This is a genomic window from Nocardia sp. NPDC050408 (assembly GCF_044458905.1).
Classification (GTDB): Bacteria; Actinomycetota; Actinomycetes; order Mycobacteriales; family Mycobacteriaceae; genus Nocardia.
Genome location: NZ_JBITIL010000003.1, coordinates 691,202 through 707,852 on the forward strand (window position 1 = coordinate 691,202; position 16,651 = coordinate 707,852).

Annotated in this window: 16 protein-coding genes; 7 read left to right on the plus strand and 9 right to left on the minus strand. The window is 64.9% G+C overall.

What is annotated here, in order from left to right; translation table 11 throughout:
• Nucleotides 1-69 precede the first annotated feature (69 nt).
• Nucleotides 70-882, plus strand: coding sequence for an SDR family oxidoreductase (locus ACIBJI_RS12955; RefSeq protein WP_364339507.1), 813 nt, complete (start codon nt 70-72; stop codon nt 880-882).
• A 103-nt stretch (nt 883-985) separates the two neighbouring features.
• On the opposite strand, the gene ACIBJI_RS12960 is transcribed toward ACIBJI_RS12955, so the two are convergent.
• The 8 genes from ACIBJI_RS12960 to ACIBJI_RS12995 are packed head-to-tail and all read right to left on the minus strand — an operon-like array spanning nt 986 to nt 8,759.
• Nucleotides 986-1,798 (minus strand): carbohydrate ABC transporter permease, encoded by an 813-nt coding sequence (locus tag ACIBJI_RS12960; protein ID WP_396955890.1) that lies wholly within the window; start codon nt 1,796-1,798, stop codon nt 986-988.
• Complete coding sequence (locus tag ACIBJI_RS12965; RefSeq protein WP_364339511.1) at nt 1,788-2,729, minus strand: sugar ABC transporter permease; 942 nt, start codon at nt 2,727-2,729, stop codon at nt 1,788-1,790. Before ACIBJI_RS12965 ends, ACIBJI_RS12960 begins: the two co-directional genes overlap by 11 nt.
• Nucleotides 2,730-3,581, minus strand: coding sequence for a metallophosphoesterase (locus ACIBJI_RS12970; protein ID WP_364339513.1), 852 nt, complete (start codon nt 3,579-3,581; stop codon nt 2,730-2,732).
• On the minus strand, nt 3,578-4,951 hold the full coding sequence (locus tag ACIBJI_RS12975; protein ID WP_364339515.1) for an ABC transporter substrate-binding protein: 1,374 nt from the start codon (nt 4,949-4,951) through the stop codon (nt 3,578-3,580). The genes ACIBJI_RS12970 and ACIBJI_RS12975 overlap by 4 nt, the downstream gene beginning before the upstream one ends.
• Nucleotides 4,952-4,987: 36 nt before the next feature.
• On the minus strand, nt 4,988-6,115 hold the full coding sequence (locus ACIBJI_RS12980) for an ABC transporter ATP-binding protein (protein ID WP_397084153.1): 1,128 nt from the start codon (nt 6,113-6,115) through the stop codon (nt 4,988-4,990).
• Nucleotides 6,116-6,123: 8 nt separating this feature from the next.
• Nucleotides 6,124-7,017, minus strand: coding sequence for an alpha/beta fold hydrolase (locus ACIBJI_RS12985; RefSeq protein ID WP_397084155.1), 894 nt, complete (start codon nt 7,015-7,017; stop codon nt 6,124-6,126).
• Complete coding sequence (locus tag ACIBJI_RS12990; RefSeq protein WP_396955895.1) at nt 7,014-7,592, minus strand: YiiD C-terminal domain-containing protein; 579 nt, start codon at nt 7,590-7,592, stop codon at nt 7,014-7,016. Before ACIBJI_RS12990 ends, ACIBJI_RS12985 begins: the two co-directional genes overlap by 4 nt.
• A 9-nt stretch (nt 7,593-7,601) precedes the next feature.
• Nucleotides 7,602-8,759, minus strand: coding sequence for an acyl-CoA dehydrogenase family protein (locus ACIBJI_RS12995; protein ID WP_364339523.1), 1,158 nt, complete (start codon nt 8,757-8,759; stop codon nt 7,602-7,604).
• 144 nt (nt 8,760-8,903) lie between these two features.
• Here ACIBJI_RS12995 and ACIBJI_RS13000 point away from each other — a divergent pair, with 144 nt between their 5' ends.
• The 3 genes from ACIBJI_RS13000 to ACIBJI_RS13010 all read left to right on the plus strand — a co-directional run bounded on the left by ACIBJI_RS13000 (nt 8,904) and on the right by ACIBJI_RS13010 (nt 11,672).
• A complete protein-coding gene (locus ACIBJI_RS13000; protein ID WP_364339525.1) occupies nt 8,904-9,836 on the plus strand; it encodes a PDR/VanB family oxidoreductase in 933 nt (310 codons plus the stop codon).
• 159 nt (nt 9,837-9,995) lie between these two features.
• Complete coding sequence (locus tag ACIBJI_RS13005; protein ID WP_364339527.1) at nt 9,996-10,694, plus strand: hypothetical protein; 699 nt, start codon at nt 9,996-9,998, stop codon at nt 10,692-10,694.
• Between the two features lie 201 nt (nt 10,695-10,895).
• Complete coding sequence (locus tag ACIBJI_RS13010) at nt 10,896-11,672, plus strand: DUF4913 domain-containing protein (protein WP_364339529.1); 777 nt, start codon at nt 10,896-10,898, stop codon at nt 11,670-11,672.
• Between the two features lie 8 nt (nt 11,673-11,680).
• On the opposite strand, the gene ACIBJI_RS13015 is transcribed toward ACIBJI_RS13010, so the two are convergent.
• On the minus strand, nt 11,681-12,901 hold the full coding sequence (locus ACIBJI_RS13015) for an ROK family protein (protein WP_364339531.1): 1,221 nt from the start codon (nt 12,899-12,901) through the stop codon (nt 11,681-11,683).
• Nucleotides 12,902-13,049: 148 nt separating this feature from the next.
• Here ACIBJI_RS13015 and ACIBJI_RS13020 point away from each other — a divergent pair, with 148 nt between their 5' ends.
• From ACIBJI_RS13020 to ACIBJI_RS13030, 3 genes are read left to right on the plus strand one after another with little or no spacing between them, the layout of a single operon-like run.
• Complete coding sequence (locus ACIBJI_RS13020) at nt 13,050-14,096, plus strand: substrate-binding domain-containing protein (protein ID WP_397084159.1); 1,047 nt, start codon at nt 13,050-13,052, stop codon at nt 14,094-14,096.
• Entirely contained in the window at nt 14,087-15,607 is a 1,521-nt protein-coding gene (locus ACIBJI_RS13025) for a sugar ABC transporter ATP-binding protein (protein ID WP_364339535.1), read from the plus strand. Before ACIBJI_RS13020 ends, ACIBJI_RS13025 begins: the two co-directional genes overlap by 10 nt.
• On the plus strand, nt 15,604-16,644 hold the full coding sequence (locus ACIBJI_RS13030) for an ABC transporter permease (RefSeq protein WP_364339537.1): 1,041 nt from the start codon (nt 15,604-15,606) through the stop codon (nt 16,642-16,644). The genes ACIBJI_RS13025 and ACIBJI_RS13030 overlap by 4 nt, the downstream gene beginning before the upstream one ends.
• Nucleotides 16,645-16,651 lie beyond the last annotated feature (7 nt).

Sequence of the window (16,651 nt, forward strand, 5' to 3'; positions counted from 1 at the left end):
TGCGCGTTTCTGATCCTCATGGCAGAGTAATGCGCAACAGATGGTTGCGTATTGGAGGTCTGATCAGATATGAGTGGATTGCTGCTCGAAGATAAGTGCGCTGTGATCTATGGAGGCGGGGGCGCTATCGGCGGCGCTACCGCACGGGTATTCGCGCGGGAAGGCGCGAGGGTCTTCATCGCCGGGCGGACGCAGGCGAAGCTCGACGCCGTGGCGCGCGATATCGCCGCCACGGGCGGAAAAGTCGAGACCGCGCAAGTTGACGTTTTCGATCAGCAGGCGGTCGAAAAGCACGCCGATGCGATCGCGGCGACGGCCGGCAACATCGACATCGCCCTCAACGCCGTGAGTGTCATGCACGACCAGGGGACATTGCTCGCGGACCTCTCGCTGGAGGAGTTCATGCGGCCGATCGACGGCTTTCTGCGGACGCTGTTCATCACAAGCAAGGCTGTGGCACGGCACATGGGTCGCGAGCGTCCTGGCGTCATCCTGACTTTGTCCGAGCCGGGTTCCAAGCTGGCTGTAGGCGGCATCTTGGGGCACAGCGTGAGCGCGGCCGGCAAGGAGGCCTTCTCGCGGAACCTGGCCGCGGAGCTGGCACCCAGCAACATCCGGGTCATCGGCATCCGTCCACACGCTGTCGTCGATGCGCCGGCAGCGGGTTCCTACACCAAGGATCTCTTCGAACAAACCGCGGCAGCGGCCGGGCTGTCGGTCCAGGAATTGCTCGAAGACGGGGCGATGGCGCAGGGGACGCTTCTGAAAAGGCTGCCTACGCTGTCTGATATTGCGGAGACGGCCGCGTTCCTGGCTTCAGATCGAGCTGGAGCCATGACGGGAGCAATCGCCAATCTGTCCGGCGGCGCACTTGTCGACTGAGTTTCGGTTTCGAGGTGCAGACGGAGTCGGCATGGCCCGGGAGGCGCGCCTGAGCCTGGCACAACATCGACACCGGCGCTCGCGGTGACACCACGGTTCTTCACTACTTCAACCCCGACCGCACGAAGGCGTTCACGATGTGCCGCTGCAGCAGCAGGTACATCAGCAACACCGGCAGGCAGGCCAGGCTGGCCAGCGCCATCATCGGCCCCCACTGATCACCTTCGGTGCCCATGAAGCTGCGTAAACCCAGCTGGAGCACGCTGTTGGATTGGCGGAGAACGACTGCGGGCCAGAAGTATTCATTCCAGGCGTTGATGAACAGCAGGATGGCCAGGGCGGCGAGGGCGGGGCGGAGGTTGGGGACGACGACGGTCCACAGGATGGACCAGGAGGAGCGGCCGTCGATTTTGGCGGCGGCGACGAGTTCCTTCGGAAAGCTGGCCATGTGCTGGCGCATCAGCAGCACCGCGAGTGCCGAGCACAAGGTCGGCAAGACTACGCCGATCAGGGAGTTGACCATCCCGAGCCGGGTGAGCAGCACATAGTTCGGCAGCATCGTCACCTGGAACGGAACCAGCCAGGTCCCGACGAACGCGAGGTACAGGATCCGCTGGAACGGAAAGGTGTACATCGCGAACGCGTAGGAGGCCAACAGCGCCACCAGCAGCTGTCCGGCCGCGGACAATGCCGCCACGAAGAAGGTATTGCCGATCAAGCCGAGTACATCGACCTTCTCGGCGGCATCGGTGTAGTTCGCGAACGAGATCGGCCAGGGGAAGGGCGAGAGCGAGGTGACATCCTCGGGCCGCCGCAGCGAGGTGGCGAACAGCCAATAGATCGGAAAGACGCACACCACAGCGGTGACCGCGAGCAGCAGATGGCTGCTCGCGGTCCGCAAACGATCAATCATCATGGAAGGCAACCCTTTCCGAGATCCACACCAGGATCCCGGCGATCACTCCGAATCCGGCGAACAACAGCACGCCGGCCGCCGCACTGAGTCCGGCGTCGAAACTGTGGAAGGCGTAGTCCCACAGCAGGTAATAGATATTGGTGGTGGCCTGGGCCGGCCCGCCCTGTGTCATCGAGTCGATGAGCGGGAAGGTCAGTGTGGGACTGAGCAGTACGGTGGTCAGCACCAGGAACAGCAGCGTGGGGGACAGCAGCGGCAATGTGATCCAGCGCCGGATTTGTCCCGGACTCGCGCCGTCTACCTGCGCCGCCTCGTCGTAATCGCCACTGATACCGGCCAATCCGGCCCACACCACGAGCACCGCGAACCCGAGCAGCTGCCAGCCGGTGATCCCGATGACGACTGCGTGCGCGGTGCCCGCGTCATATACCCAGTTGCGATTCGAGCCGAGCACTTGATCGATGAAGCCGCTGCCGGGATGCAACAGCCAGCGCCAAACCGCCGCTGCCGCGACGGGAGCCACCAGGAACGGCACGAATATGAAGGCGTGATAGATGGTCCGGCCCCGCACCCTTCTGCTCGCCAGCGCGATGAGCACCGGCAGGACAACGGTGAACGGCAGCATGCCCACGATCAGCACCCCGGTCCGCCCGACCGAATCCCAGAATGCCGGAAGTGCCACCAGCCGTGCGTAATTGCCGGTGCCGACCGGCTTCATCGGCGAGGTCGGCAGGAGATTCCACGAGTAGGTGGACAACTCGAATGCCTGCACCAGCGGCCGATAGATCCACACCACCAGCAGAAACAGCGCGGGCGCGAGATACAGGTAGGGCACCACGAACTGCCCCGCCCGGCGGAACCGGGCGCGGCGGCGGGTCTGCGGCACCGGCACGGTATCCGGTGCCGCAGCGGGCATTTCGACTACGAACATCTACCTGGCCTCAGCGGCCAGCGCGGCCAGCTGTTCGAGTACATCGGCTTCGGCGCGGTCGTAGACGGTTTCGGCGGGCGTCGCCTCGATCGCGGTGGCCACCAGTGTCGTACCGAGCAGATCGATGCGGCTGTAACCGAATCCGGTCAGGCCCCGGTGCCGTCCGAGCGGCGCGATCGTATCGATGCGGTACGCCAGTGCGGGCCCGATCCACACCGGAATGCCGCCGAGCGCGGCCGCACCCGTCAGGTGGTTGTGCCCGCAGATGATCAGCCGCACATCCGATCCCGCAAGCACTTCCTCGAGTAACTCCGGCTGCTCGAGCCGCAGATATTCGGTCGCGGCGACCGGTGACGGAATCGGCGGATGGTGCAGCACCAGCAACGTGCCGTGCGGTGCGGGTTCGCGCAACTGATCGGTCAGCCAGTCGAGCTGTTCGGGCTCGAGCCGCCCGTCGTGCCTGTGTGGTGTGCTGCTGTCGAGCGAGATGATCCGCAGTCCCGCGACGTCGACCACCTGGTCGTGGGTGACGTCCGGGTCGACCGAATCCAGACCGAGCAACTCGATGCCGAACGCGGTGCGCTCGTCGTGATTGCCCATCGTGTACACCGTCCGTGCGCCGAGTTCGGCGGCCACCGGCTCCACCGCATCACGCAGCCGCCGATATGCCTCCGGTGACCCGTTATCGGTCAGATCTCCCGATAACACCAGCGCGTCGATGCGCTGCCGCGAGGCCCGCAGCTGCTGCAGCACCTGGGTGAGGTTGGCGTAGGTGTCGATCATGCCGTGTACCCGTTCCCCGGTGGCCCGGATGTGGGTATCGGTCAGCTGAACGACGGTCACCGTGCTCATGACGCGGGCAGGAGTTTGGCGCCCTGGTCCCGGGCGGTGGTCAAGGTTGGCTGGGGATCTTTGCCCTGGAACACGATCGACTCGACCGCGTCCATCATGCCGTCGCGGATCTGCAGATAGTTGGTGCCCGGCATGGAGGTCCACGGCTCCATATTCGCCAGCTGCGCGACGTTCGGCTTCAGCAATGGGTTCTGCTCCGACCAGGTCTTCAGCCCGTTCGGATCGTCCATCAAGCCGGTGCGCAACGGCAGATATCCGATGCCCTGCGAGATCTTGGTGTAGGCGTCCTCACTGGTGAGGAACTTGATGAGCTCCCACGACGCCCGCTGCTTGGCCGGGTCATTGGACAGAATGTGCAGCGACGCACCGGAATTCGTCGGCACGGTCGGCTTGCTGCCGAAACTCGGCATTGGTGCCGCGCGCAGATCCCACTTGTCCTTGGCGCCGGTGACGAAGGTGCCCTGGATCGCGCTGGTCTCCAGGATCATGCCGATCTCACCGCGTGCGAACGCTTCATAGCCCTGCTTCTGGTTGAACTTCGGCATACTTCCCGAATCGACCAGCTGCTTGCTCATCTGGGTGACCTCGACCGCGGGCGCGTCCGCGAACGACAGCGCCTTGCGGTCGTCGGAGATGACCCGGCCGCCATTGGAGCGCACCATCGACTGGAAGCACCAGTCCTTGGCGGTCTTGGTCAGGCAATCGATATACACACCGCCCTTGCCGGTCTTCCCGGTGATCGCGGCGGCAGCATCGGAGACCTGCTGCCAGGTGGCGGGCGGCTTGGCCGGATCGAGCCCGGCCTCGGTGAACAGCGAGGCATTGAAATACAGGACGGGCGTGGAGAATACGAACGGGACACCGTAGGTGTGGCCGTCCCAATCCGCGAGCGTGCGCGCCTTCGGGGCGAACGGGTACTTGGCCCCGTCGAAGTTGCGCTGCACCTCCGGCTCGGAAACCAGCGTGTCCAGCGGTTTGGCGCCGAGCTGGTGGATGGTGTAGTCCAGATCGCTGAAGCCGAGCTGCGCGACATCCGGTGGGGTGCCCGCGACCATCTGGTTCTGAATGCTGGAGATGGTGTCGGTGGCCGGATTCGGGCTATTACCCTGCGGCTTCTGCGCGGTCACCTTGATATTCGGGAACTTCTTGCCGAAATCGGCGATCAGCGCGTTGAAGGTGTCGGTCCACGCGCCGGCGAGACCGTAGTTGTAGGACTCGAACACGATGGACACCTGCTGATCCGGCTTCAGTTCCGGGATCTGGGCGGTGTCGGCATTCGAGTCGGTGGTGGTGCTCCCGAGTCCGCCGCAGGCGCTGAGCGCGACGGTCGTTGCGAACACCAAGCCCAATACGGGCACGGTGCGTTTCACGGTGGTTCTCCTCATCGATGAAGGGGGTGTTACGAATCAGGCGACGGCGACGACAGTGCCATCGGTTACCGAATCCCGTTGCGGCTCTCGCCAATTCAGGCGCAGTCCGGATTCAGGGTGGAACAGGTGCAGGTGCGCGGGATCCACGCGCAACCCGATCGGCTCCTCGGCGCGCACGCCGGCCGGACGCGGTGCGCGGGCGCACAATGTCTGCTCGCCGGTGCTGAAATGGATCAGTTCCTCGCTGCCCAGGTTCTCGACCATCGTCACGTGCCCGCGGATGGCGGGGTCGGAGGAGTCGATGCGCAGTTGTTCGGGGCGGATCCCGGCGACGACGTCGACGTCAGCATCGAAATCCGCTGCGGTGATGTCCAATTCGGTGTCAATGCCATCGGCCACCAGGAACAGGCGGCCGTCGCGCTGGGTGACCGCCGCGGGAAACAGATTCATCGGCGGCGCACCGAGGAATCCGGCGACGAAGGTCGAGCGGGGACGGTCGTAGAGTTCGGTCGGGGTGCCGACCTGCTCGACCTGACCGTCATTGAGCAGTGCGATCCGGTCCGCCATGGTCATCGCTTCGACCTGGTCATGGGTGACGTAGAGGAATGTCGCTCCCAATCCCCGATGCAGCGCAATCAGTTCAGCCCGAGTGGCACTGCGCAATTTCGCGTCCAGATTGGACAAAGGTTCGTCCATCAGGAACGCACCGGGATCACGAACCATGGCTCGAGCCAAGGCAACTCGTTGTCGCTGTCCGCCCGATAACGCGGCGGGTTTGCGGCGCAACAACTCGTCCAATCCCAGCGCTGTCGCCACCTCCGCAACCCGCGCAGCGATTTTCGCGCGCGGTGTGCGCCGCGCCCGCAAGGGAAAGCCGATATTCTTCGCCACCGTCAGATGCGGATACAGCGCGTAGCTCTGGAATACCATGGCCAGGTCCCGCTGCTGCGGTGCCCGATGGGTGATATCGGTGTCGTCCAGCTGGATTCGGCCACCGGTCGGATCCTCCAGACCCGCGATCATTCGCAGCAGGGTGGATTTGCCGCAGCCGCTCGGTCCGAGCAACACCATGAACTCACCGTCGGCGATCTCCAGGCTCACCTCCCGCACGGCATAGGTCGTGCCGAAGTGCTTGGATACCCGCTCGATGCGCAGTCGTGCCACCAGATCCCCTAGACCGGCAGCTCGCCCGCGACGACCCAGGTCGCCACCCGGGCCGCGATCGCCGGTGCATCCTTGACCCACTGGAAGTGATCGCGGTGCTCGACCGGCGCATGCTCGTCGATATGCCACTGGGTGACCCGGGCGTTCGGCATCCGGGAGACCAGGAAGTCGACGTTGGACTTCGGCCCGAGCACATCCTCCGACAGCGAGATGACCAACACCGGCAACGTCATCCCGCGCAGCAACGTATTATATTGCCGCGCTGTGCCTTTCGGACGATAATAGCTGGTCAGCGAGTGCATCGACCAGTCCCGCATCACGCGGCCCGGCATCGGTGCGGGGATCAGTACGCCGCCGGGCCAGTGCCCCTTCCAGCGCGAAACCAAGCCGATCCACTGGATCTGGCTCAGCGCCTCGAACCAGCGGCGCGGCCCGAATGCCCACCAGAACACCGTGCCGGTCCCGATCACGGTCACTCCGGCGACCTGGTCGGGCTCGGCGGCCGCGAACAACAGCGCGAGCTGGCCGCCGAGACTGTGCCCGAACAGGTGGATCGGCACCTGCGGAAAACGGGCGCGGACCTCGGAAACTACTGCGGGCAAATCGATTTCCAACATTTCGCGGTAGCCGAAATCGCTGTGCTGCCCGAACTCCGGCTTTGCCTCACCGTGGGCCCGCAGATCACAGGTGGCGACCGAAAGGCCTTGGGCATGTAGTTCTTTGGCGAGGCGCAAATAGCTCTTCGCCTTCAACGCCATGGCGGGCAGTATCAGCACCACCGGCGCATCGGACTTCTTGGCGGGTAGGAAGCGGACGATGAACTCGACGCCATCGGCGGTCGATACCGTGGTCGACTCCAAAGTGCTGAATTCCGAATTTTTCTGGGGTGCGGCGCTGGTCACTGGTCCGCCTCCGTGATCGCGATATCGCAGACGTAGTCGAAGGTGAACTTCGCGACGATCACATCGGCCTCATCGAGCAGCACTGCCTTGCCGGACAATTCGAAACGGTTCGAAGCGGTGGCGGCCAGCACATCGGCGAGTTCACGCTGATCGACGGTGGCGATGGCGCGGATCCGCCCGACCGCCGGTTTGCGATAGGACGCCGTGCCAGCGCGCAGCACCAGTCGCTCGACGGTGTCCAGGCGAGTCGCGGCCGCACCGACGAAGGCCGCCGCGCCACCGATATCGGCGGCGGTGAACAACGCACCGGCGTGCACGGTGCCCATATGGTTGCGCACGGTGTCCACGGCGGGAATCTCGACGACCGCCCGCTCCGGTGAGATCTCGGTGATCAGAGTGCCGACGTGTCGTCCGAACGGCACCATCTCCTGCGATACCGCCCGTAGATATTCGTAATCGACCGCAGCACAATCGAGTTCGGGATAGGCGGCGGCGAATCCGACGATTTCACGCGTAGGCCCACCCGTCACCCGGCCGCCACCCCTCATGGAATCGCTTCGCGATATCGTAGTCATTTCTCTCCTTCAGCGATTGCGCAGTGCGCGACGGGCAATGGACCAGCGCAGTACCTCGGATGGCCCCTCATAGATGCGGAAGGCCCTGGCCTCCACCAGGAATCGGGCGACCAGGTAGTCCTCGCAGACACCGAGTCCGCCGTGTAGCTGCACCGCCCGATCGAGCACCCGCCAGACCGCCTCCGAGACGAAGGTTTTCGCGATCGACGCATCGTGGCGCGCCTGCGAGGATGTCGGCCCCTGCTCGTCGATGGTCTCGGCCGCCGTGCGGATCACGCCACGGGCCGCGGCGATGTCGATCTCGTTATCGGCGACGAGTCCCTGCGCCAGACCGTGATCGGCGATCGGCACACCGAAGGCCTTTCGGGTGCTGATGTGTTCGATGGCGAGGTGGTGCGCGCGCACGGCGAGGCCGAGCCAGTTCATGCAGAACACCAGGCGCGACGGCGCGAGCCGAACCTGGGCGAGTACAAGTCCCTGACCGACCGCGCCCAATACGGCGGAATCCGGTACCGCACAATCGACGAAGGCGACCTCGCAGTGTCCGCCCGGTGCACTGGAATGGTCGAGCGTCGGCATCCGACGACCGATCTTCAGCCCCGGATTGTCCTGGTCCACCAGGAACATGGTGGGTCCGTCACTGGTCTGCGCGACACAGATGGTGAAGGCGGCGCCCTGCGCGCCGGTGGTGAAATGCTTGGCGCCGTTGATGATCCAGCCGTCATCGGTCTCTTCGGCAACGGTCTGCAGCATGCCGGGATCGGATCCGGCGCCCGGTGCGGGTTCGGTCATCGCAATGGCTGAACGCACCTCACCGGCAGCCAGCGGCGCGAGATAGCGCTGCTGCTGTTCGGCATCGGCCACATGGGCGAGCAGGTGGATGTTTCCGTCGTCGGGTGCCCAGGCGTTCACCGCGATCGGGCCGAGCAGACTGGCACCGGCCGCTTCCAACACCCGCGCCTGGGCCCGGGTGTCCAGGCCGAGTCCGCCGTACTCCGGGGCGGACAGCGGGCCGAAGACGCCCGCCTCCTTCGCCTTCTTCTGTAGTTCGAGCCGCAGCGCGTCGTCCATGACGCGCCCGTCGACGACGACCTCGCGTTCCACCGGAATTACCTGGTCACGTATGAACTGGGTGGTCTTGTCCACCAAATGCGCCACAGTGGTCATGGCGTCAGTTTCGGTGGGCGGGCGGCGTCCGAGTCGGGTCGATAGTCAACGTCGATTGTGCGAATCGACTGCGCATTCGTCCGGTGCGGATCGGTGCTGTCTCGGCGACGGTAGTCGCGAAGACGAGATAGCCGAGGGGACCAGATGACGGAGTTTCCGGTGCGGGTGTCGGCCCGCCGTGACGAGGCCGAGGGTGTGTTCTCACTCGAGCTGTGCGCGGTTGCGGGCCGAGAACTGCCGTCGTGGACACCGGGCGCGCATATCGACGTGGCGGTCGGCGGCGCGGGGGTCCGCCAATACTCGCTCTGCGGTGATCCGGCGGATCGGCGGCACTGGCGGATCGCGGTGCTGCGCGAACCCGAGGGACGTGGTGGGTCGGAATATCTGCACCTGACCGCATTTCCGAATACCGAGCTGCGTATTTCACGCCCTCGCAACAACTTCGAGTTTCTTGTGCGCGACAGCTATGTATTCGTCGCGGGCGGTATCGGGATCACCCCGATTCTGCCGATGCTGGCCGCTGCGCAGGCTTCGGAGGCACGGTGGGAGTTGTACTACGGCGGCCGGACTCGAGGACATATGGCGTTCGCGGACGAGATCGCACGCCGCTATCCACGGGCGCGACTGCTGCCGCAGGACGAGCACGGACTACTGCCGATCGGCGACATCCTCGCCGAGCACTCCGATTCCGCGATCTATTGTTGCGGGCCAGAACCGCTGCTGGCGGCCGTGGAAACCGAGGGGGCGCGGCGCAATTCGGACGTGCATGTCGAACGGTTCGTGCCGCGGCCGGTGGCATCCGTAGCGCGCGACTCCTTCGAGGTCCGATTAGCGAGTAGTGGAGAAACTTTCCGCGTCGGCGCCACTCAGTCCATTGTCGACGTCCTCGATGCCGCAGGGATCGAGATCATCACCTCATGCCGCGAAGGCACCTGTGGCAGTTGCGAAACCGCTGTGCTCGCAGGCGATATCGACCACCGCGACTCAGTGCTCACCGTCGAAGAGCAGGCACGCGGCGACACGATGATGCTGTGCGTCTCCCGGGCGGGGTCGGAGGTGCTCGTCCTCGACCTGTGACCGAGCGCAGCGAGGCAAACCACCTGACGGGTCGCAGTCGAGCCGAGCGCCAGCGAGGCAGAGCTGTGTGACCTCTGAACCTGTCGGCGCGATCCGCGACCGGCATGCGGCGCGCTCGCGCGCCGACGTCCCCGAAAATCCGAGAGGAAAGTAATAACGATGAGGAAAATCGTTGCGGCGGCCGCCGGACTGGTCGCCGCAGTCGGGATCGCCGCCGGTACGGCCGGTGCGCAGCCCGACGGTGACGAAGCGGTCGGATTCACCGCCGCCGCCACCGATACCCAGACCATCATCGAGACCGACGCGGGCGCCATGGTCGTCGAGGACGGCGTCTTCAAGATCAAGGCGAGCAACGGCACCGTGCTCACCGGCATGCCGCTGAAGTTCCGCGTCGACGACTTCGAATTCCCGATCGTCGCCGATATCGCCGACCACTCCGCCACCCTGACGCCACAGTTCGACATGGGGCACGCGACCTACAAGCCGGTCGCGCTGCCCTTCGAGGACAAGGCGCCTTGGAAGAACGAGTACGACCGTGAGCAGGCCGCCTGGTCCCGCATGACCAGCACCATCACCATGGGCGCCACCATCGGCACCCTGGTCGGCGGCCTCAGCGGCGGCGCCATCGGCTGTGTCCTCGGCGGTATCGCCGGCGCCACGGTCGCCTCGGCCGCCATCATCGGCCTGTTCGGCGCGTTCATCCCGGCTGCCGCCATCGGCTGCCTCGGTGGCATCGTCGCGGTAGGCGCCCTCGGCACCCTGGCCGGTCAGATCTTCATCACAGCCCCGGTCGCCATCGGCGCGGCCATCCAATACTTCTCCACTATCAACCAGCCGCCGTTCCCGCCGGCCAAGTAGATAGCGAAGAAGAACCCAACGGCGTTCGTTGGGGGACACCCGACCCCGCCCGGTTCCTCACCCCGGGCGGGGTCTTCGCGCTGTGCTGGCGGCCCAGTCGGCGAAAATGTCGGCGGCCACGAGTACTCTCGGATTTCAAATGTATGTGGGGGCAGGATGTTTCGCGGCCGCGACATCGAGAATTCGGGAGGTGCGTCCGCGGTGAGCGAAGCGCAACCGTCGTCGACGATTTATGAAAACGTAGTCGAGTTCGTCGAGAATTACCTGGGCCCGGTCTATCGGCGGCACGTGAGTGATCTCAGTGACGCGCAGTGGTGTCCGGAATGGTGGAAGCACGCCGAGGCCACGATACGTCTGGATGCCCTGTGGCGGGCTTGGGAGTACTACCGGCTCGATGGCGGAGCAGGCATCAGCGTGTGGCTCAACGATCACGCCGATCGGCACATGCGCAGACTACTCGACCAACGCGGCCCCTTCACGTACTGCAACGTAGGTGATGGTCACCAAGACATGCTCGATCCGATGCCCTTGAAATCGCCGCCACCACATCTGTTTCCCGATCCCATCCGGTCCGACTCCGAAACCGCTACCGACAGCGGGCGGGTCACTGTCTACAGGGATGTCGTCGAGTATGTCGAGAACTATCTGAGCTTGGTCTATCGGCGGCAAGTGAGCGGCTACGTGGTGTGGTGTCCGGAATGGTGGAAGCATGCCGAAGCCATCGCCCGCCTGGACGCCCTCTGGCGGGCTTGGGAGTACTACCGACTCGATGGCAGAGCAGGTATCAGCGTGTGGTTTCTCGAGCACGCAGACCCACACATGTTCGAATTGCTCGATCGACGCGGCCCGTTCGAATACTGCGGCGAGCTCGGCGGTCACCAAAACACGCTCGCTCCGCTGCCATTGCGGTCACCGCCACCGAACATATTCCGTGATCCGATCGTGGCGGATCTCGAAACCGAATCGGACAGTGCATAAGTCATCGGCTAGGTGGTCGAGCGGATGGCGCGGCGGGCGGCGATGGAGCCGAAGGTTTCGCGGTCGGCGAGGAAGCCTTCGAGGGCGAAGGTGGCGGCGCCGAGGCTGACGGGGTTGTGGGGGAGAGTGCACAGTTGCAGGGTTACCGCGGCGAAGGGGTCGGACATGGCGTGGTGGGCGGCTACGCGGCGGGTTGCGTCGAGCAGACGTTCGCCGAGGACGTTCGCGACGAGGTCGCCGAACACCATGGTGCGGGGGTTGAAGAGGTTGACCAGGTTGGCGACGGCGACACCCAGGTAGTTGCCGGTCCTTTCGATGACCGCGCTGGCGATGGGGTCGTCGCTGGCGGCGATGGCCGCGATGGTGGCGGTATCGTCGGCCGCGAGTAGTGGGCTGGCCGGTGCGATTTCGCGCAGAGTCCGCACGATGCCGCGTGCGCTCACATAGGCCTCGACGCAGCCGTGACGTCCGCAGCGGCATTCGCGTCCGTCGATGACGAGGTTGGTGTGCCCCCACTCGCCGGCACTATTGGTCACGCCGCGATAGAGCGTGCCGTCGATGACGACGCCGATACCGACTCCGGCGCGCAGCGTGACGACGATCAAATCGTCCACATCCCGCCCGGCTCCGAACCAAAGATGTGCTGCCGTACTGGCTTTCAGTGGATTGTCGAGATACAGCGGATGCGGCACCCGCGGTTGCAGCAGCGATTTCAACGACACGTCGTGCCAGTCCCAGTACGGCGAGAACACCGAAACACCGTCTTCGGGTTCCACCAATCCCGGCACGCTCAATCCGACGCCGAGCACCCGCTCCGCATCGTCGGCGGTCAGCTCGTCGATGCCGCGAACGATCAGCTCGGTGACATCCTCGGGCCGGGTGGCCGCGGGATCCACCGGAATCTCCACCGACCGCAGCACCGACATCGCCAGGTCGAAAAGGTCGAAATGAATACTGGTTTCGGCGATATCGACCCCGACGAGGGTGCCGCGCGCCGGATTGATCGCGAGCTGTGCGCGCGGCCGCCCGATGCCGGGCGCGTCGTAGCCGAGTTCGGCGAGCACCCCGACATCGAGCAGTTCGGCGATCATATTGCCCACGGTCGCGAACGAGAGCCCGGTGGCGCCGGCGATCTCCTGACGGCTGGTGTGGCCCTCGGCGGCGTAGACCGCCTGCAGTACGTAGAACCGATTCCGGCGGCGGATATCGCGCGCGGTCAGCTGGTACACGGTCGGGCCATCTCCTTCCGATTGATATTCGCAGACGCTACCCGAGCACTTCTGACAACACTATTTACAACGGTTATCCGAAGTCCTACTGTAACCCAGGTCACTACAAGACGCCGAGTGCCCGGCGCAGTATTCAGAGGAGCACCCCATGTCCTGGACCCACCGAAGCCGTTGGACCAGAGCCGTTTTCTGCGGGGTATCGCTCGCGCTGGCCGCATCGGCCTGCTCGTCGGGCAAGGACGATTCGCAGGCGACCGGTCCGCAGCACACCACCGGTGCGATCAGCCTGGTTTACGCGCAGAAGCAGGGCGATCAGGAGTACTTCATCGGTGAGGCCGAGGGCGCGAAGGCGAAGGCCAAGGAGCTGGGCATCGATCTGAAGGTGGTGAATCTCGGCAATGACGCGAACAAGGCGGTCACCGAGGTACAGAACGCGGTCAACCAGAAGGCCAGCGGTGTGATCGTCGTGGTGCCCGATCCGTCGGTCGGTCCGCAGGTCGCCCAGCTCGCGAAGGCCGGTGGTGTCGCGCTGCTGACCTCCGATGACCAGGTCTGTACGAACGGGCCGGATCCGTCGTCCTGCGCGAAGGACAATCTGGTGCCGCGGGTCGGCTTCAGCGGCACCCAGATGGGCACCGAGGTCGGCACCCGCGCCGGTCAGGACTTCAAGAAGGCCGGGTGGAAGCCGGAGGAGACCGCGATCATCGATGCCTGGAAACAGGATGTGACCGTGTGCACCGACCGGGTCAAGGCCAACGAGAAGGCCTTCAAGGAGGCCGCCGGCGTGGACGTCAAGGTGATCGAGGTCGGCACCGACAACACCCCCTCGGACGCCCAGAACAAGATCTCGGCGACGGTATCGGGCAATCGGTCGGTGAAGAACTGGATTGTCATGGGCTGCAACGACGAGAACGTCAGCGGCGGCGTCGCGGCGATCCAGAACGCCGGATACTCCGCCGACAATGTGCTCGGCGTCGGCCTCGGCGCCTATCTGGCCTGCAAGGAATGGCGCGGCGGCAAGCCGACCGGCTTCAAGGCGGCGCTGTTCATCAATGGCAAAGACGTTGGCGCACTGTCGGTTCAGACGATCTACGACTACCTGAAGAACGGCAAGCAGATGCCGCCCGAGGCCTACGCGCCGACCAAGATGGTCGACTCGACCAACTGGCAGCAGGCGGGCGTCACATGCAGCTGACCGGACTGCGGGTCTCCGGGCTGAGCAAGAGCTTCGCCGGGGTGCCGGCCCTGCGCGAAGTGAGCCTGGATTTTCCCGCTGGTGCGGTGACCGCCCTGATGGGTGAGAACGGGGCGGGTAAATCCACCCTGATCCGCATCCTCGGTGGCGATCACCGCCCGGATGGTGGCCGGCTCGAGTTGGATGGTGTGCGACTCGAGCTGGCCACCCCCGCCGACGCGCGGTCGGCCGGAATCCGGGTCATCGGCCAGGAACCGGAGATCGTGCCGCATGTTTCCGTCGCCGAGAATGTCTATCTCGGATCGCTGCCGCGACGCTCGGGCCGTCTGCTCGACCGAGCCGCCCTGCGCGAACGGATGCGCGCCGACCTCGCCCGACTCGGCTTCGACCGTGACCTCGATCCGGACACCGTCGGTTCGAAACTCACTGCGGCGCAACGCCAATTGGTGGAGATCATGCGAGCGCTGACCACCGATGCCAAGGTGATCGCCTTCGACGAGCCCACCTCGTCGCTATCGGACCACGAGACCGAATCGCTGTTTGCGCTGATCGGTCGATTGCGCGAGCAGGGCCTCGCGGTGATCTATGTGTCGCATCGGATGCGCGAGATCTTCCGGCTGGCCGATCGGGTCGCGGTGCTGCGCGATGGCGCGCTCGTCGGTGAGCGGGCCACGGCCGAGACCACCGATCGCGAGATCGTGCGGATGATGGTCGGCAGGGATCTGTCGACGCTATTCGCGCGCAAGCACAATACGCCGGGCCGGGTGGTCCTGGACGCGGATGCGGTGACCACCGACGATGTGACGGAGGTGAGTCTGCGGGTGCGCGCCGGTGAGGTGGTCGCGCTGGCCGGGCTGGTCGGCGCGGGTCGCTCGGAACTGGCCGGGGCGCTGGCCGGTGATCTGCCGATCCGCTCCGGCGAGGTGCGAGTGGACGGTAAGAAACTGCGTCTGCGGCAACCGCGAGATGCGGTGCGGGCCGGGATGGGGTACGCGCCGGAGGAGCGCAAGGCGCAAGCGCTGCTGCTGCATCGCGGTGTGCGCGACAATATTTCGCTCGCGATGCTCGACCGCCTACGGCGGCTGCGGTTCGTCCGGGGCGGCGAGGAGCGGCGACTCGCGCGTCAGTACGTCGACTCGCTCAGGGTGCGAACGCCTTCCATCGAGCAGGAGGTGCGCAAGCTCTCCGGTGGCAATCAACAGAAGGTCGTGCTGGCCCGCTGGCTGGCCCGAAAACCAAAGGTGCTCATCCTGGATGAGCCCACCCGTGGCGTCGATGTCGGCGCGAAAATCGAGATCTACCACATCATCGAGGAACTGGCCGAATCCGGCGTCGCGGTACTGGTGATCTCCTCGGAGCTACCCGAAGTGCTCGGCCTGGCCGACCGGATCGTGGTCATGCAACACGGCCGGGTCACCGGCGAACTGGACCGTGAAGAGGCCAGCGAGGAGGCGATTCTCGCGCTGGCCATGGCCGCCGACCTATCGCATACATCGCGAGGAAACCCATGACAGACCAACAACTTTCGATCCCAGCCGCCGTAGCCTCGCCTTCGGTGCTGGCTCGCGGCGCGGCAATGCGTCGGCTGGTGCAGGCAATCGGCACCGGAAATCTCAGTCTGATCGGCGCACTGGTGGTGGTCGTCGCGATCTTCGCCTGGCTCAACGACGGCTATCTGGATCCGGCGAATCTAGCCGGAATCGGTGAAGCGGTAACGGTTTTCGGTCTGCTCGCGGTGGTCCAGACGGTTGTGATCATCTGTGGTGCGCTCGATATTTCGGTCGGCTCGCAGGCCGGTGTCGCGTCGGTGATCAGCGCGATGGCCTTCACCGCGACCGCTGACAACCCCTGGTTGGGCATTCTTGCCGCGATCGGTGTCGGGCTGGTGCTCGGAGCGATCAATGGGTTGATCATCGTCTACGGACGCGTCAATCCGGTGATCGCGACACTGGCCACCCTGGCCGCGTTCAAGGGCGTCGCGCAGTTGATATCCGGTGGTAAGGCACAAGGTTTCGTGCTGGGCGACGATGTGTTCATCTTCATCGCTCGCGGCAAGATCCTGGGTCTGCCGGTGCCGGTGGTCATTCTCGCGGTGGTCGCGATCGGTATGCATGTGCTGCTGAAGTACACCGATATCGGCCGCAATATCTATGCCATCGGCGGGAACGACACGGCCGCAAGGCTTTCCGGGATCAATATCAACAAGTACCTGATCGCGGTATTCGTGCTCGCGGGTGCGGTGGCGGCGATTGCCGGGATCATTCTGACCGCGCGGACCGGTTCCGGGCAGCCGGTCTCGGGTAGTGAAGGGCTCGAGCTGAAGGCGATAACCGCGGCGGCGTTGGGTGGGTGTGCGCTGAAGGGCGGTAAGGGCACGATCGGTGGCACTCTGCTGGCCGTTGTGCTGCTCGGTGCGCTGGACAACGGGCTGAACGTTGTTGGTGTGAATACGTTCTGGCAGAACGTCGCTCAGGGTTCATTGCTGGTGGCGGCGGTTGTTATTCAGCAGCGGCGCAGCGGGGAACGTGCGGTCGGGTTGCCGACCTAGAACCCGT

Coding starts and splice junctions, on each gene's coding strand:
- ACIBJI_RS12955 (WP_364339507.1), top strand. CDS start 70: ATGAGTGGATTGCTGCTCGAAGATAAGTGCGCTGTGATCTATGGAGGC.
- ACIBJI_RS12960 (WP_396955890.1), bottom strand. CDS start 1,798: ATGATGATTGATCGTTTGCGGACCGCGAGCAGCCATCTGCTGCTCGCG.
- ACIBJI_RS12965 (WP_364339511.1), bottom strand. CDS start 2,729: ATGTTCGTAGTCGAAATGCCCGCTGCGGCACCGGATACCGTGCCGGTG.
- ACIBJI_RS12970 (WP_364339513.1), bottom strand. CDS start 3,581: ATGAGCACGGTGACCGTCGTTCAGCTGACCGATACCCACATCCGGGCC.
- ACIBJI_RS12990 (WP_396955895.1), bottom strand. CDS start 7,592: ATGACTACGATATCGCGAAGCGATTCCATGAGGGGTGGCGGCCGGGTG.
- ACIBJI_RS12995 (WP_364339523.1), bottom strand. CDS start 8,759: ATGACCACTGTGGCGCATTTGGTGGACAAGACCACCCAGTTCATACGT.
- ACIBJI_RS13000 (WP_364339525.1), top strand. CDS start 8,904: ATGACGGAGTTTCCGGTGCGGGTGTCGGCCCGCCGTGACGAGGCCGAG.
- ACIBJI_RS13005 (WP_364339527.1), top strand. CDS start 9,996: ATGAGGAAAATCGTTGCGGCGGCCGCCGGACTGGTCGCCGCAGTCGGG.
- ACIBJI_RS13020 (WP_397084159.1), top strand. CDS start 13,050: ATGTCCTGGACCCACCGAAGCCGTTGGACCAGAGCCGTTTTCTGCGGG.
- ACIBJI_RS13025 (WP_364339535.1), top strand. CDS start 14,087: ATGCAGCTGACCGGACTGCGGGTCTCCGGGCTGAGCAAGAGCTTCGCC.
- ACIBJI_RS13030 (WP_364339537.1), top strand. CDS start 15,604: ATGACAGACCAACAACTTTCGATCCCAGCCGCCGTAGCCTCGCCTTCG.